Annotated in this window: 11 protein-coding genes, 3 tRNA genes and 1 pseudogene; 10 read left to right on the top strand and 5 right to left on the bottom strand. The window is 62.9% G+C overall.

The genetic code is table 11. The features are described 5' to 3' along the window. Positions 1 to 208 precede the first annotated feature (208 nt). The 5 genes from pgsA to D6C00_RS00100 all read left to right on the top strand — a co-directional run bounded on the left by pgsA (position 209) and on the right by D6C00_RS00100 (position 1,786). Positions 209 to 799, top strand: coding sequence for a CDP-diacylglycerol--glycerol-3-phosphate 3-phosphatidyltransferase (pgsA, locus tag D6C00_RS00080; protein ID WP_125179753.1), 591 nt, complete (start codon positions 209 to 211; stop codon positions 797 to 799). 60 nt (positions 800 to 859) lie between these two features. Further along, positions 860 to 935: transfer RNA gene (locus D6C00_RS00085), tRNA-Gly, on the top strand. 76 nt (positions 936 to 1,011) lie between these two features. Then, positions 1,012 to 1,085: transfer RNA gene (locus tag D6C00_RS00090), tRNA-Cys, on the top strand. A 57-nt stretch (positions 1,086 to 1,142) separates the two neighbouring features. Then, positions 1,143 to 1,229, top strand: a tRNA-Leu gene (locus D6C00_RS00095). Positions 1,230 to 1,270: 41 nt separating this feature from the next. Continuing rightward, positions 1,271 to 1,786 (top strand): DsrE family protein, encoded by a 516-nt coding sequence (locus D6C00_RS00100; RefSeq protein ID WP_125179754.1) that lies wholly within the window; start codon positions 1,271 to 1,273, stop codon positions 1,784 to 1,786. An 83-nt stretch (positions 1,787 to 1,869) separates the two neighbouring features. Here the strand turns inward: D6C00_RS00100 and D6C00_RS00105 are convergent, their stop codons facing one another. Beyond that, positions 1,870 to 2,904 (bottom strand): class I fructose-bisphosphate aldolase, encoded by a 1,035-nt coding sequence (locus tag D6C00_RS00105; protein WP_125179755.1) that lies wholly within the window; start codon positions 2,902 to 2,904, stop codon positions 1,870 to 1,872. 632 nt (positions 2,905 to 3,536) lie between these two features. Here D6C00_RS00105 and D6C00_RS00110 point away from each other — a divergent pair. The 4 genes and pseudogenes from D6C00_RS00110 to D6C00_RS00125 all read left to right on the top strand — a co-directional run bounded on the left by D6C00_RS00110 (position 3,537) and on the right by D6C00_RS00125 (position 7,362). Beyond that, positions 3,537 to 4,208 carry a VPLPA-CTERM sorting domain-containing protein gene (locus D6C00_RS00110; protein WP_125179756.1) on the top strand — a complete coding sequence of 224 codons (672 nt, stop codon included), beginning with the start codon at positions 3,537 to 3,539 and terminating at the stop codon, positions 4,206 to 4,208. 272 nt (positions 4,209 to 4,480) lie between these two features. Beyond that, positions 4,481 to 5,146, top strand: a complete 666-nt coding sequence (locus tag D6C00_RS00115) for an FAD-binding oxidoreductase (protein ID WP_125179757.1) — start codon at positions 4,481 to 4,483, stop codon at positions 5,144 to 5,146. Between the two features lie 28 nt (positions 5,147 to 5,174). Then, positions 5,175 to 6,566: pseudogene (locus tag D6C00_RS16645) on the top strand (NfeD family protein). Positions 6,567 to 6,597: 31 nt separating this feature from the next. Continuing rightward, positions 6,598 to 7,362, top strand: a complete 765-nt coding sequence (locus D6C00_RS00125; RefSeq protein WP_125179758.1) for a slipin family protein — start codon at positions 6,598 to 6,600, stop codon at positions 7,360 to 7,362. On the opposite strand, the gene D6C00_RS00130 is transcribed toward D6C00_RS00125, so the two are convergent. From D6C00_RS00130 to nadA, 3 genes are all read right to left on the bottom strand, one after another. Then, positions 7,359 to 8,132 (bottom strand): methyltransferase family protein, encoded by a 774-nt coding sequence (locus D6C00_RS00130; RefSeq protein ID WP_158675227.1) that lies wholly within the window; start codon positions 8,130 to 8,132, stop codon positions 7,359 to 7,361. The two genes, D6C00_RS00125 and D6C00_RS00130, sit on opposite strands and share 4 nt — an antisense overlap. A gap of 148 nt (positions 8,133 to 8,280) precedes the next feature. After that, positions 8,281 to 9,342 (bottom strand): alpha/beta fold hydrolase, encoded by a 1,062-nt coding sequence (locus D6C00_RS00135; RefSeq protein ID WP_125179760.1) that lies wholly within the window; start codon positions 9,340 to 9,342, stop codon positions 8,281 to 8,283. Between the two features lie 73 nt (positions 9,343 to 9,415). Next, positions 9,416 to 10,480 (bottom strand): quinolinate synthase NadA, encoded by a 1,065-nt coding sequence (gene nadA / locus D6C00_RS00140; protein ID WP_125179761.1) that lies wholly within the window; start codon positions 10,478 to 10,480, stop codon positions 9,416 to 9,418. A gap of 294 nt (positions 10,481 to 10,774) precedes the next feature. Between nadA and D6C00_RS00145 the strand changes: the two genes are divergently transcribed. Continuing rightward, on the top strand, positions 10,775 to 11,209 hold the full coding sequence (locus tag D6C00_RS00145; RefSeq protein WP_177433187.1) for a hypothetical protein: 435 nt from the start codon (positions 10,775 to 10,777) through the stop codon (positions 11,207 to 11,209). Positions 11,210 to 11,286: 77 nt separating this feature from the next. On the opposite strand, the gene D6C00_RS00150 is transcribed toward D6C00_RS00145, so the two are convergent. Continuing rightward, positions 11,287 to 12,222 (bottom strand): mechanosensitive ion channel family protein, encoded by a 936-nt coding sequence (locus D6C00_RS00150; RefSeq protein WP_125179762.1) that lies wholly within the window; start codon positions 12,220 to 12,222, stop codon positions 11,287 to 11,289. Positions 12,223 to 12,457 lie beyond the last annotated feature (235 nt).

Below are 12,457 nucleotides of genomic sequence, written 5' to 3' on the forward strand. Positions count from 1 at the left end.
CGGACCGATTCCGGCCGGTAACCGTCATTCCGGCGCAGGCCGGACAAAAGCGCTTGCGCGTTGAACGCCCGCAAGGGCGGCCCGAAGGGCGAGCGAAGCGAGTAATCCAGAGACCGTAGCGGCGCCTGGATCCCGGCCTGCGCCGGGATGACAGCAGTGTTTTCAATCATGAGTATACTTGAATAAAGACTTATATCATATTGATATTATGAATTATAATCTGCCAAATCTGCTCACCCTGCTGCGCCTGGCCCTGATTCCCGTCTTCGTGCTGGTCTTCTATCTGCCGTTCGGCTGGGCCCATGTGGCAGTGACCGCCATCTTCGGCATCGCCGCCATCACCGACTGGCTGGATGGCTATCTGGCCCGGCGCTGGGGCGAGACCTCGGCCTTCGGCGCCTTTCTGGATCCGGTAGCCGACAAGTTGATGGTGGCCGTGGCCCTGGTGCTGCTGATCGAGCGGGTGCCGGTGGTCGGGATGCCCGGCGTGCTCATGGCCATACCGGCGGCCGTTATCATCGGCCGCGAGATCACCATCTCGGCGCTGCGCGAGTGGATGGCCGAGATCGGCGAGCGGGCCCGGGTGGCGGTCTCCGTGATCGGCAAGATCAAGACCACGGCCCAGATGATCGCCATCCTGCTGCTGCTGTACCGGGAGCCGATCGCCGGTTTCCCCACGGCCATTGTCGGCGTGATCTGCCTGTATATCGCCGCCATCCTGACCCTGTGGTCGATGATTCTCTACCTGCGCGCGGCCTGGCCGTTGCTGGTGAAATCGGAAACAGACAGTTCGTCCTGAATTCAACTCCTTAGCGGCTTGACAGCCGGGCGCGATAGGATAGAATACGCACCTTCTCGGGCGGGAATAGCTCAGTTGGTAGAGCACAACCTTGCCAAGGTTGGGGTCGCGAGTTCGAGTCTCGTTTCCCGCTCCAATTTCCATCGGGGAAACCCCGGTCGTGGTCCAGGCGACCGGGGTTTTTTCGCTTTAAGGCACCATGACCACACCCCGGCTGGGTGGCAGAGTGGCTATGCAGCGGACTGCAAATCCGTGTACCTCGGTTCGACTCCGGGCCCAGCCTCCATTTTCCTTCCCTTCTGAATCCTTTCACTATCTGTAAAATACCAAGCGTCACATCTCTGCCCGGGTGGCGAAATTGGTAGACGCAAGGGACTTAAAATCCCTCGGGGGCAACCCCGTGCCGGTTCAAGTCCGGCCCCGGGCACCAATCACACACCCACCGTTACCAGTCATCCAAGGAGCCAGGCCATGATCCAACCGATGCGCCGCAGTCTCATCGTTACTATTCTCGTGTTCATCGGTGGCCTGCTTCCGGTCGTCTCCATGGCCGCGGCGGAATTGGACAACCGTACGGCAATCGGTGATCTCGAGCAGATCAGGGCCGTCTACGATGTGCGGAAATCGAGTGCCAACGCGCTGGATTTCTACCTCGGGGCCATTATCACCAATATCGAGAACCTCGAGAAGGAAGGCGTGGAGTCGGACTTGGTGATGGTCTTCATCTCCCATTCGGTGAAATTCATCAACACCGAACCGACATTGGAGACGCAGGCGGACTACGGCCCGGCGCTGGAGAGCATCGCGAAGCGTATCGCCACCCTGCAGGAAATGGGGGTGCGAATGGAGGCCTGCAATGGTGCGACCACCGCCTTCAACGTGGACAACGACACCCTGCTGCCGGGGATCGAGCCGGTACGCAGTGGCTTCATCAGCCTGATGGGTTACCAGAACAACGGCTATGCACTGATCCCGGTGTACGATTGATCCGCCACCGATGATCCGATGAACGAACCCGCCGGTGAGGCGGGTTTTCTTTTGCGCGGAGGAGCGGTTTCGCGGCCGCTTGATCAGGCCGCCACCTGCTGCTCCAGTTCCTCGTTGTACTCGCCGCTGCTTGCCAGTGCATTCAGCCTGGCGCGTGCCAGCAGAGCCTGGCGCGCCTTGTCTACATTGGCCGGCTCGCCCTTCCACAGCTTGAGCGCCGGGTTCTGCAGTGCCCGGGCATAGGAAAACGTCAGCCGCCAGGGCAGGGAACGTTCGCGTGCCATCAGGTTCATGGCGTTCAGATGCCGGGTGGCTTCCTCGTCGCCCTGGCCGCCGGAGAGGAAGGCGATGCCCGGCACGGCGGCAGGCACGGTCTGCTCCAGGCAACGCAGGGTCTGCGCGGCCACTTCATCCACGTTCGCACGCTGGGGGCAGTCTGTTCCGGAGATCACCATGCTGGGTTTGAGCACCATGCCGGCGAAATCCACGTCCTGGCGATAGAGCTGATCGAATACCCGGCGCTGGGTCTCGACAGTGACATCAAAGCAGGTTTCGATGGTATGGGCCCCGTTGATCAGTACCTCGGGCTCGACGATAGGGACCAGCCCGGCTTCCTGACACAGGGCTGCATAGCGGGCCAGGGCATGGGCGTTGGCCTGCAGGCAGGCGATGCTGGGCTTGAACTCACCGATGGTGATCACCGCGCGCCACTTGCAGAAGCGGGCGCCGAAGGTCTTGTATTCCTGCAGCCGCTCGCGCAGCCCGTCCAGGCCTTCGGTCACCTTCTCGCCGGCGTGCAGCGCCAGCTCCTTGGCCCCGGTGTCGACCTTGATGCCGGGCATGATGCCCTGCTGCTTCATCAGATCAGGAAAGCTTGCACCTTCGGTACTCTGCTGGCGCAGTGTCTCGTCATAGAGGATGGCGCCGCTGATGTAGTCGCCGAGTCCCGGTGTGCCCAGCAGCAGGCTGCGGTAGGCGATGCGGTTTTCCTCGGTGTTCTCCACCCCCACGGCCTCCAGCCGCTTGCCGCAGGTGGGGGTGCTTTCATCCATCGCCAGGATGCCTTTGCCGGGCGCGACCATGGAGCGGGCGGTTTCACGTAACGAGGGATTGTTCATCGAGACACCTCCTGTCTGATGTTTGGAATGGTTGGTAATGGTTTCCGGGGACAGGCTGCCAGCCGGGCACTGGACCACACTGGACCCGGTCGGTTGCCGGATCCGAATTGTCATGATCAAAAAATAGTCGTTGATGCCGTGTTGAACAAAAAAGATTTGCTTATGCATTGTGATGAAAGTCATAAATTCAACATATCGAATGCCGATACAGGGCTGTACCAAATGGAGGTGCCTGGCGTCCCGGAAAAACCCGTCGTCGAATGCAGACAGGAATCAAGGGGACTGCCTTAGGTACCTGAATCATATTTACAACTTGTCGTTGCATGGAAGCGACAATCCTTACAGCGGTTAGTTAGTTCCGTTCCCATGTGTCCCCTTCCGGTTCAATATCTCATGGCCTTATTCATGCTTTGCCGCCGGAATCGTGGATCGCGGGCGCCATGCCCGGGTCACCTGTTTTCGACGTTGCTGTACGGCTACGCATGAGCGCCTCGGTACGGGCGTATTTGCTCGTATGTTATTGATTCCTCGCTGCTGTCTGGCTCGATGTGCTGGCATGTCCCTTGCGTTGCCCGGGACAGGCACGATCCGGTGCCGTAACTGTCTGGTCACAGACTGAGAGGAGTCCAGAAATGAAGCTACATGTCAGCAAGCTTACATTGGGAGTGACGGCGGCCCTGTTTGCATCCTATGCAGGCGCTTCCACAACATCCTATGTACTGAACGAGTCCAATGTCCTGCCTGATGGCTCGCCCTACCTGGGCGTGGACATCACGGAGCGGGCAGAGGCCGAGGGGACATTCGACTTCTCGGTCAAGACCCTCGATGGCCTCAACCTGAGCGGAGACAATCCGGGCATTCAGGAATTCGGTTTCAATGTCGAGCCTGCCATGACCACCAGCACCACCGGGGACGGCGTGGAGTTGGCTTATGAGCCGTTGCAGTTCTCCGATCTGCCCGGGGGATGGTCTGTGCAGACGGACAAGAACATGTCCGAGTTCGGCCGCTTCGATGTCCGTTTGAAGGGCACGGGAGACAATCGTACCGATGAACTCAATTTTTCACTGGCCGGTACCAGTGCAGAGCTGATAGGCAGCACCTTCGCAGCGCATGTGGCCGGCATCGAGGGTGATCACGAAAGCGGCTTTTTCGGTGGTGGCGAACTGCAGCAGGGCAATGGTGACGAGGTCGCACCGCCCGAGGCCGTGCCGTTGCCGGCCGCGGCCTGGCTGTTCGGCAGCGGCCTGCTCGGAATGGTTGGCGTGGCACGCCGCAAATCAAACAGTACCCGGTCCGACGTATAACAAAACCATAAGCAGCTAAAACCGGTGCCGGCACCGCGGCAACCGCGGCGTCGGCACCTTCTGCGTTACACGGGACCGCAGCCCTGCCCCGGAGACTGCCGGCAACCCGGAGCATCTCCCGCCTGAGCCGGCTTGGAAAACCCGCCTCCCTGTCACCATCCAATTATCTGATTTCAGGAATTTTTCACGACCTCCCCGGTTGCGGCTTGTGTAAATACCGCTACAGTTTCTAGTATGCAGCCTTGATGCATGCAGACGGAGAGCGCCATCCCATGGATTATTCCGCGACATTGCTGATGACCGGATTTGTCACTCACGATGTGAAACGTTATGTGCTCGAATGGCCCAGGGGGTTGGAGTATCAGCCGGGTCAGGGTGTGGAACTCAGGATCGACGAACCCGGATGGCGGAAGGAGGGGAGGCCCTTCACGCCGACCAGTGTCACGGGCGACCGGGTACTGGAGTTCACCATCAAGACCTATCCCGAGCATGCGGGCATGACCCGGCAGCTGCATACCCAGTCGCCCGGCGTGAAGCTGTTGTTGTCGGAGCCCTTCGGCACCATCCAGTACAAGGGCCCGGGCGTTTTCATCGCTGCCGGCGCCGGTGTCACACCCTTCCTGGCGATCGTGCGCGACCTGGCCGGACGCGGCGAACTGGGTGCCAGCCAGCTGCTGTTTTCCAACAAGACACCGGCCGACGTCATCTGCGAACGCGAACTGCGCCATTATTTCGGTGACCGAGCCTGGTTTACCTGCACCCAGGACAGCGCGCCGGGTTATGCCGACCGCCGTATCGACAGGGAACTGCTGCAAGAACGGATCAGCGATTTCGGACAGAACTTCTATGTCTGCGGGCCGCCGGGCTTTACCGAGGCCGTCAATCAGGCGCTGACCGAACTCGGCGCCGATCCGGACGCGGTCGTGTTCGAGCAATGACCCCGATGAACGCCGACAGGACGTACCAATGACACCGATACGGTTGTGGCTGGCGGCGGCGCTGCTGGCAGTGACGACGGCGGTGCAGGCCCAGGACACCGCCGCCGTGCTGCTCGACATCGAGGGCGGCATCGGGCCGGTGACCGCGGACTTCATCGAACGCGGCCTGGCCAGCGCCGAGACCGAAGGCGCCGATCTGGTGATCCTGCGCCTGGACACCCCGGGCGGGCTGGATACCTCCATGCGTTCCATCATCAAGGCCATCCTCAATTCCCCGGTGCCGGTGGCCAGCTATGTGGCACCGCGCGGGGCGCGGGCGGCCAGCGCCGGAACTTACATCCTGTACGCCAGCCACATCGCCGCCATGGCGCCCGGGACCAACCTGGGCGCGGCCACGCCGGTGAACCTGATCGATGACGGCGGCGGTATGCCGAAACCGCCGGGCCAGCCCGATCCGGGCGATTCACAGGAAGGGGAGGAAACGCCGGCGGCGTCGGGCGATGCCAAACAGCGCAAGGCGGTCAATGATGCCTGTGGCCTATATCCGCCTCCGCTGGCCCACTGCGCGGGCCGCAATGCCGAACTGCGGCCGAGCAGGCGGTGCGCGAGGCCGCCAGCCTGGCGGCGGAGGAGGCGCTGGAGCAGGATGTCATCGATCTGGTGGCTTCCGACCTGAGCAGCCTGCTGGCCCAACTCGACGGCTATGCGGTCGAGGTCCAGGGCCGCACGCTCGAGCTGGCGACCGAGGGGCATGCAGGTCGAGACCATCGAACCCGACTGGCGTACCCGGCTGCTGGCGGTGATCGCCGATCCAAACATCGCCTACATTCTGATTCTGCTCGGCTTCTACGGTCTGCTGCTGGAGTTCTACAACCCGGGCTTCATTGTCCCCGGCGTGGTCGGCGCAATCTCGCTGATCCTGGCCCTGTTCGCCCTCCAGGTACTGCCGGTGAATTATGCCGGCCTGGGCCTGATCATCCTCGGCATCATCTTCATGTCGGCTGAGGCCTTCGTGCCCAGTTTCGGGGCGCTGGGCATCGGCGGGCTGATCGCCTTCGTCATCGGCTCCATCATGCTGATCGACACCGATGCCCCCGGCTACGGTATTTCGCGGCCTGATCCGCGATCGGTGCAGGCGGACCAGCCGCGGCCTTTTCATCTTTCGTGTGGGATCATGGGGGGTGGTCGAAGGCGCGGTAACCGGGGCGGTGGTAGGGCCAGGAGAGAGATCGGCGCGCATGGGCGCGCAAAGGGATTTCAGCGACCGGGCTGGGTGCATGTCCATGGCGAGAACTGGCACGCCCTGACTCACCGTCCGGTACACCGGGGGCAGCGGGTGCGTGTCACCGGCATGGACGAACTGCTGCTGGAAATCGAACCACGAGGAGGATTGACCCATGGACGGTATTGCACCTCTTAACATGGCGTTATCACGCTGAAGGAGTCCTAGTATGGCCATTACGACCGTCACCATCGCCGCGCTGATCCTGGCGCTGCTGTTTTCCATGTTCCGTATCCTGCGCGAATACGAGCGGGGCGTGATCTTCATGCTCGGCCGGTTCTGGAAGGTCAAGGGGCCGGGCCTGGTCATTGTCATTCCCTTCATCCAGCAGATGGTGCGGGTGGATCTGCGCACCATTGTCATGGACGTGCCCAGCCAGGATGTCATTTCCCAGGACAATGTCTCGGTCAAGGTCAACGCCGTCATCTATTTCCGTGTCATCGATGCCGAGCGCGCCATCATTCAGGTCGAGGATTACTATTCCGCCACCAGCCAGCTGGCCCAGACCACGCTGCGCTCGGTGCTGGGCAAGCACGATCTGGACGAGATGCTGGCCGAGCGCGACAAGCTCAACAACGACATCCAGGAGCTGCTCGATTCCCAGACCGATGCCTGGGGCATCAAGGTGGCCAATGTGGAGATCAAACACGTGGATCTCGACGAGAGCATGATCCGCTCCATCGCCAAGCAGGCCGAGGCCGAACGCGTGCGCCGCGCCAAGGTGATCCACGCCGAGGGCGAGCTGCAGGCCTCGGAGAAGCTGGCCCAGGCCTACAAGGTGCTGGCCAGCGAGCCGGGCTCGATCCAGCTGCGCTACCTGCAGACGCTCAACGACATCGCCGGCGAGCAGAATTCGACCATCGTCTTCCCGGTGCCGATGGATCTGATCACACCGATGCTGGACGCCCTCGGCAAAAAACCGCAGCAGAGCTAGGCCCGCACCCGGGGCAGCAGGGCACCCACCTCGCGGCGGTAGCGCCGGTAGGGTTCCCCGAAGTGCCCGGCGAGTTCGCGTTCCTCAAGGGTCACGCCGATGGCGATGTAGCCGCTCAGCCCCAGGGCCAGTGCCAGGTGGCCGGCCGACATCTCCGGGGTGGCCCAGATCCCGATCAGTATCCCCAGCATCATGGGGTGGCGGCTGTAGCGGTACATCCACTTGCGTACGAACGGCACCGGCGTGTACTCCCTGCCCCGAAGATGCAGCCAGGCCTGGCGCAGCCCGAACAGATCATAGTGGTTGGTGACATAGGTGGCGGCCACCAGGTACAGCCAGCCGAAGGCGAACAACCCCCAAAGGACGCTGCGTGCCGTCGGGTCGCTGACTGACCAGATCATGGCATCGAGCGGCTGCCACAGCCAGATGACCAGTCCCAGCGCCAGTGCCGACGCCAGTACATAGGTGCTGCGTTCGGCCGGCGGCGGCACGACGCGCGTCCACCAGGCCTTGAAGTGACGGCGCGCCATGACACTGTGCTGCAGACCGAACAGCAGCACCAGAATGGTGTTCAGCGCCAGCGCGCCGGCAGTACTGTGCAGTTCCAGCGGCGCCGTGCCTAACGGGACCAGTCCCGCCAGGCTGGCGACCAGCCAGGCGATGGCGGCCATGCCCGCGGCATAGGCAATGAGGCTGTAGAGGAAAATGCCGGCGCGAGTGGCCAGGCGCGTATCCTGTGCTGACAGGCTTGCGGATTCTGTATCAGTCATGGTCTTGTCCTCCCCCGTTTCTACCTGCCTCGCCGGGCAGTCGGGAGCAAGCATAGTCATGACCGCCGCAGTTCGCATGAGGCCGGTGTCCCGGGGGAGAGGACGAAAAACCGGGACGGGAGACCGCGACCGGGGCGGCTGTCCCGGATCAGCCGAAACCGGCGTCGCGGGCGCGTGCAACGGCCCGGGCCCGGCTGTTGACCTCCAGTTTGTCGAACAGACGCGAGACATGGTTGCGCACGGTCTTGGGACGCAACCCCAGAGCGGTGGCGATCTCGTCGTTGCTCAGTCCGCGGGCGACATGCTCCAGTACCTCGCGCTCGCGTGGGGTCAGATTGCTGAAACCGTCCCGCTTGCCGGTGGCGGGATGATCCCGAGCCAGGAAGGCATGCAGTTCATCGATGAAGCGCTGCCAGGCAGGTTCGTCATGGCGCAGGATGTGATTGCGGCTGTCGAGCACGACGAATTCAGCGCCCGGGATAAGCCCGGCCAGGCGTTCGCCTTCCGCGTACGGCACCACGCAGTCGCCGCGTACATGCACCACCAGGGTGGGGACGCGGACCTGGGTGGCGAGGCTGCGGACATCCAGGCGGTGAAATGCCCGCCACAGCCGGGCGGCGTTGGCGGGAGAGACCGTGCGTCGCTGCAGCTCGCCCAGCCAGCGCACGGATTCGGCCGGCGCGTCGGGCATCAGCAGGCTGGCGAACAGCTCGCGGAAGGCCGCGGTCTCGCGGCCCCAGCCGATTTCTATCATTTCGGTGAGCAGTTCCGCCTCGCGTGCAGCGCCGGGATCGCCATCGTCAACCAGGGCGCCGCAGGTATAGGTGTCATAGAGTACCAGCCGGCTGACCCGTTCCGGATGACGTGCGGCATAGGCCAGGGCGATGACTCCGCCCTGGCACAGGCCGAGCAGGGGAAAGCGCTCCAGTTCCCGGTCATTGACCACGGCATCCAGGTCGTCGACCCAGGTCGCCAGCGAGGCATCGCCCACCTCGCTGCCGGACAGGCCGGAGCCGCGCAGATCGTAGCGGATCAGGGTGTGCCGGCGGGTGAGGGCCTCGAGCCAGTGCTGCCAGACCGGGCTGTGCCAGTCCAGGTCCAGGTGAGTCAGCCAGTTGCCGGCGCGCACCAGCGGCGGCCCGGTGCCGGCCCGGGCATAGGCGAGCCGGCAGCCGTCTCTGCTGGTGCAGAACTGTATGCGCTGGCGCATGAGGCGAGTGTAACCCATCGGCGGCCGAAGGCCACGGGGCGGCGCAATCAGGGATAGCGCGGGAGTGAGGGTCTCAGACCTTGCCCTGGGCCCGGGAGAATTCCAGCATACGCTCGATGGGCACGAGTGCCTTGCGGCGCACCGTCTCGTCGATATGGATCTCGTGGCCGCTGCCGTCTTCGAGCACGGCGGCGAGATTGTCCAGGCTGTTCATGGCCATCCAGGGGCAGTGGGCGCAGCTGACGCAGGTCGCGCTTTCGCCGCCGGTGGGCACGGCCAGCAGCTGCTTGTCCGGCGCGGCCTCGTGCATCTTGTGGAAGATGCCCATGTCGGTCGCCACGATCAGGGTGTCGGCCCTGGATTCCTTCGCCGCCCGGATCAGCTGGGTGGTGGAGCCGACCACACTGGCCATGTCCAGCACCTCGGCCGGGGATTCCGGATGAGCGATCAGCTCGGCCTCGGGGTACTCGGCCATCAGGCGCCTGAGCTCGCTGGCCTTGAACTCGTCATGCACGACGCAGAAGCCCTGCCAGTTGAGGATATCGGCGCCGGTCTTCTGCTGCACATAGCGGCCCAGATGCCGGTCGGGGGCGAAGATGATCTTCTCGCCGTTCGCGTGCAGGTGGGCGACGATGTCCACGGCGTTGGAGGAGGTCACCACCCAGTCGGCGCGGGCCTTCACCTCGGCGCTGGTGTTGGTGTAGACGACCACGGTGCGATCCGGGTGCTGGTCGCAGAAGGCGCTGAAGGCTTCGATGGGGCAGCTCAGGTCGAGCGAGCATTCCGCCCCCAGATCCGGCATCAGGACGCGTTTCTCGGGATTGAGGATCTTGGCGGTCTCGCCCATGAAGCGTACCCCGATCACCACCAGGGTGGTGGCCTCGTGCCGGTTGCCGTAGTCGGCCATGCCGAGTGAATCGCCGACATAGCCGCCGGTGGCGTCGGTCAGAATCTGCAACTGCTCATCGACATAATAATGCGTGATGAGCACGGCGTTGTTCGCCTTCAGCAGATCCCTGATGCGTTGGATCAGGGCATCGCGCTGCTCGGGCGTCAGAGCACGCGGGCGCGGCGCGTGCAGGGCCTTGCCGCGGATTTCCTCGACCAGTTCTACCGGGATGTCGTTGGCACTGCCCATGAATCGACTCCAACTCGCAGGAAACCGCCTGCCACATGTAATACTAGCACCTGCCCCTGTGGGCCCTGAAGTCAGCCTCATGGGGTAGGCCGCTATCCCCATGGGGAAGGAAAAAAGATTGCATGGCCACTCCGCGGAATGAACACCCGGCGAAGCCTTTGACCCGGTTATGCGGCCGCAACGGTGTGTTATTGTCGGACTGAGCGGTGACCAGGAGCTGCAAAAATCTCTTGAAACTGGTTAATATTTTAATTTGTAACTTATTGATATAAAATACTATAGAGAGGTGACTCAGTGGAAGCCTTTGCCCAGGCCCGGGCCCGGCTCAGCGGACCGGAGCTGCAGCGATTCATCCGTATCGAGACCCTGCCGCAGTGGTGCGCGGCCATTTCGGAGGTACTGGAGCACAGCGGCGAGCGTGGCGAGATCAGCTGCCTGTGGGGCCGGTTCCGGGTGCACCGGGAGGTGATCCGGGACGGTATCCGTTTCACTCTGCCGGGCTGTCCGAACGCCCTGCAGTGGACCCTGACCGCGGAGAACAGCGGCAGCGACGGACGGATCACGGTTTACTGCAGCATCAACCGGGCCGAGCCGGATCCGGATTTTGCCGAGTCCATTGAAGAATTCGTACGTGACTGGCGGCAGGGACTGGAGCAGGGCTGGGAGACCGCGCGGCGGCGGGCCTCGCGCCTGCCGGCCGAGGCCGAGTGCATGCCCTGGTACGGTTGATTCGATTCAGAGTTGTAGGTCGGGTTAGCGCAGCGTAACCCGACACCCTAGCAGGATGTCGGATTACGCCCTGCGGGCTAATCCGACCTACGGGGTTGCTCTTCGTCCTGCGCTCGGCTGGCGTGGGCCAGGGCCTGGAGGATCTCCCGGTCGGTGTCGTTGACGTAGAGCGTGCGGTGCGGGAAGGGTATCTCGATGCCGCGTGCATCGAAGGCGTATTTCAGCCGGCGGCGGAATTCCCGGCCGACCGCCCACTGCTGGATCGGCCGGGTCTTGAGCCGCCCCTTGATGACCACGGCCGAATCGGCGAAGTCGTCCAGGCCGAATACCTCGATCGGCTCGACGATCAGGGGTCCGAAATGTTCGTCCGCGGCCAGTTCCTCACCGACCGCCTTGATGATGTCGATCACCGTGTCCACATCCTCCTTGTAGGCCACACCGATGTCGAACACATAGCCCGACCACTCCCGGGTCATGTTGGACAGGGTGGTGATGGTACCGTTGGGGAAGACGTGTACCGTGCCGGAGAGATCACGCAGCACCAGGGTACGGAAATTGATCGCCTCGACCAGGCCGCCGGTGCCGTTGATGATGGCCACGTCGCCCAGCCGCACCTGATTTTCCAGAATGATGAAGAAGCCGGCGATGACGTCACGGACCAGGTTCTGGGCGCCGAAGCCGACCGCCAGGCCAAGGATGCCGGCGCTGGCCAGAATGGGGGCGATGTCCACGCCCAGTTCGCGGAGGATGATCAACAGGGCGACGACCCAGATCACGATGCGGATGCCCTGACGCAGCAGCCGGATCAGGGTGTCGGCGCGCTTGGCCGCCTCGGTCAGACTCTCGTCGCCGCCCTCTCCGCGCCACAGCAGACGCTGTTCCAGCCGGCGCAGGCCGAGCCGGGCCAGCAGCATAACCCCCCACATCAGTATCAGGATGAGGAGAATCCGCAGACTGGTGAACAGCAGCACATGCCAGTCGAAGTTTTCCAGAAACAGGTTCAGCAGGTCCATGGATCGTGCCTTTGGTGGCTCGTTGGGTAGCTTCAAGATAGGGAAGGGGCGCAGACCGGGCAAGCCGTCGCCGGACCACCGGCCGCGGATTTATGACGAATTTTCGTCAAAAACAAGTCACTTTGACGCAAACCCGCGCGCATTTCCCCCTTGAATACGCTGTCCGGTCACTGTATCTAGGAGTAGATTCCAGCGCATTGATGTCCAACACTAAAATCAGGCAGATTGGCGCAGG

This window comes from Thiohalobacter thiocyanaticus (assembly GCF_003932505.1).
GTDB classification, from domain to species: Bacteria; Pseudomonadota; Gammaproteobacteria; order Thiohalobacterales; family Thiohalobacteraceae; genus Thiohalobacter; species Thiohalobacter thiocyanaticus.

Coding starts and splice junctions, on each gene's coding strand:
- D6C00_RS00100 (WP_125179754.1), top strand. CDS start 1,271: ATGATCCAACCGATGCGCCGCAGTCTCATCGTTACTATTCTCGTGTTC.
- pgsA (WP_125179753.1), top strand. CDS start 209: ATGAATTATAATCTGCCAAATCTGCTCACCCTGCTGCGCCTGGCCCTG.
- D6C00_RS00125 (WP_125179758.1), top strand. CDS start 6,598: ATGGCCATTACGACCGTCACCATCGCCGCGCTGATCCTGGCGCTGCTG.
- D6C00_RS00130 (WP_158675227.1), bottom strand. CDS start 8,132: ATGACTGATACAGAATCCGCAAGCCTGTCAGCACAGGATACGCGCCTG.
- D6C00_RS00110 (WP_125179756.1), top strand. CDS start 3,537: ATGAAGCTACATGTCAGCAAGCTTACATTGGGAGTGACGGCGGCCCTG.
- nadA (WP_125179761.1), bottom strand. CDS start 10,480: ATGGGCAGTGCCAACGACATCCCGGTAGAACTGGTCGAGGAAATCCGC.
- D6C00_RS00105 (WP_125179755.1), bottom strand. CDS start 2,904: ATGAACAATCCCTCGTTACGTGAAACCGCCCGCTCCATGGTCGCGCCC.
- D6C00_RS00135 (WP_125179760.1), bottom strand. CDS start 9,342: ATGCGCCAGCGCATACAGTTCTGCACCAGCAGAGACGGCTGCCGGCTC.
- D6C00_RS00115 (WP_125179757.1), top strand. CDS start 4,481: ATGGATTATTCCGCGACATTGCTGATGACCGGATTTGTCACTCACGAT.
- D6C00_RS00150 (WP_125179762.1), bottom strand. CDS start 12,222: ATGGACCTGCTGAACCTGTTTCTGGAAAACTTCGACTGGCATGTGCTG.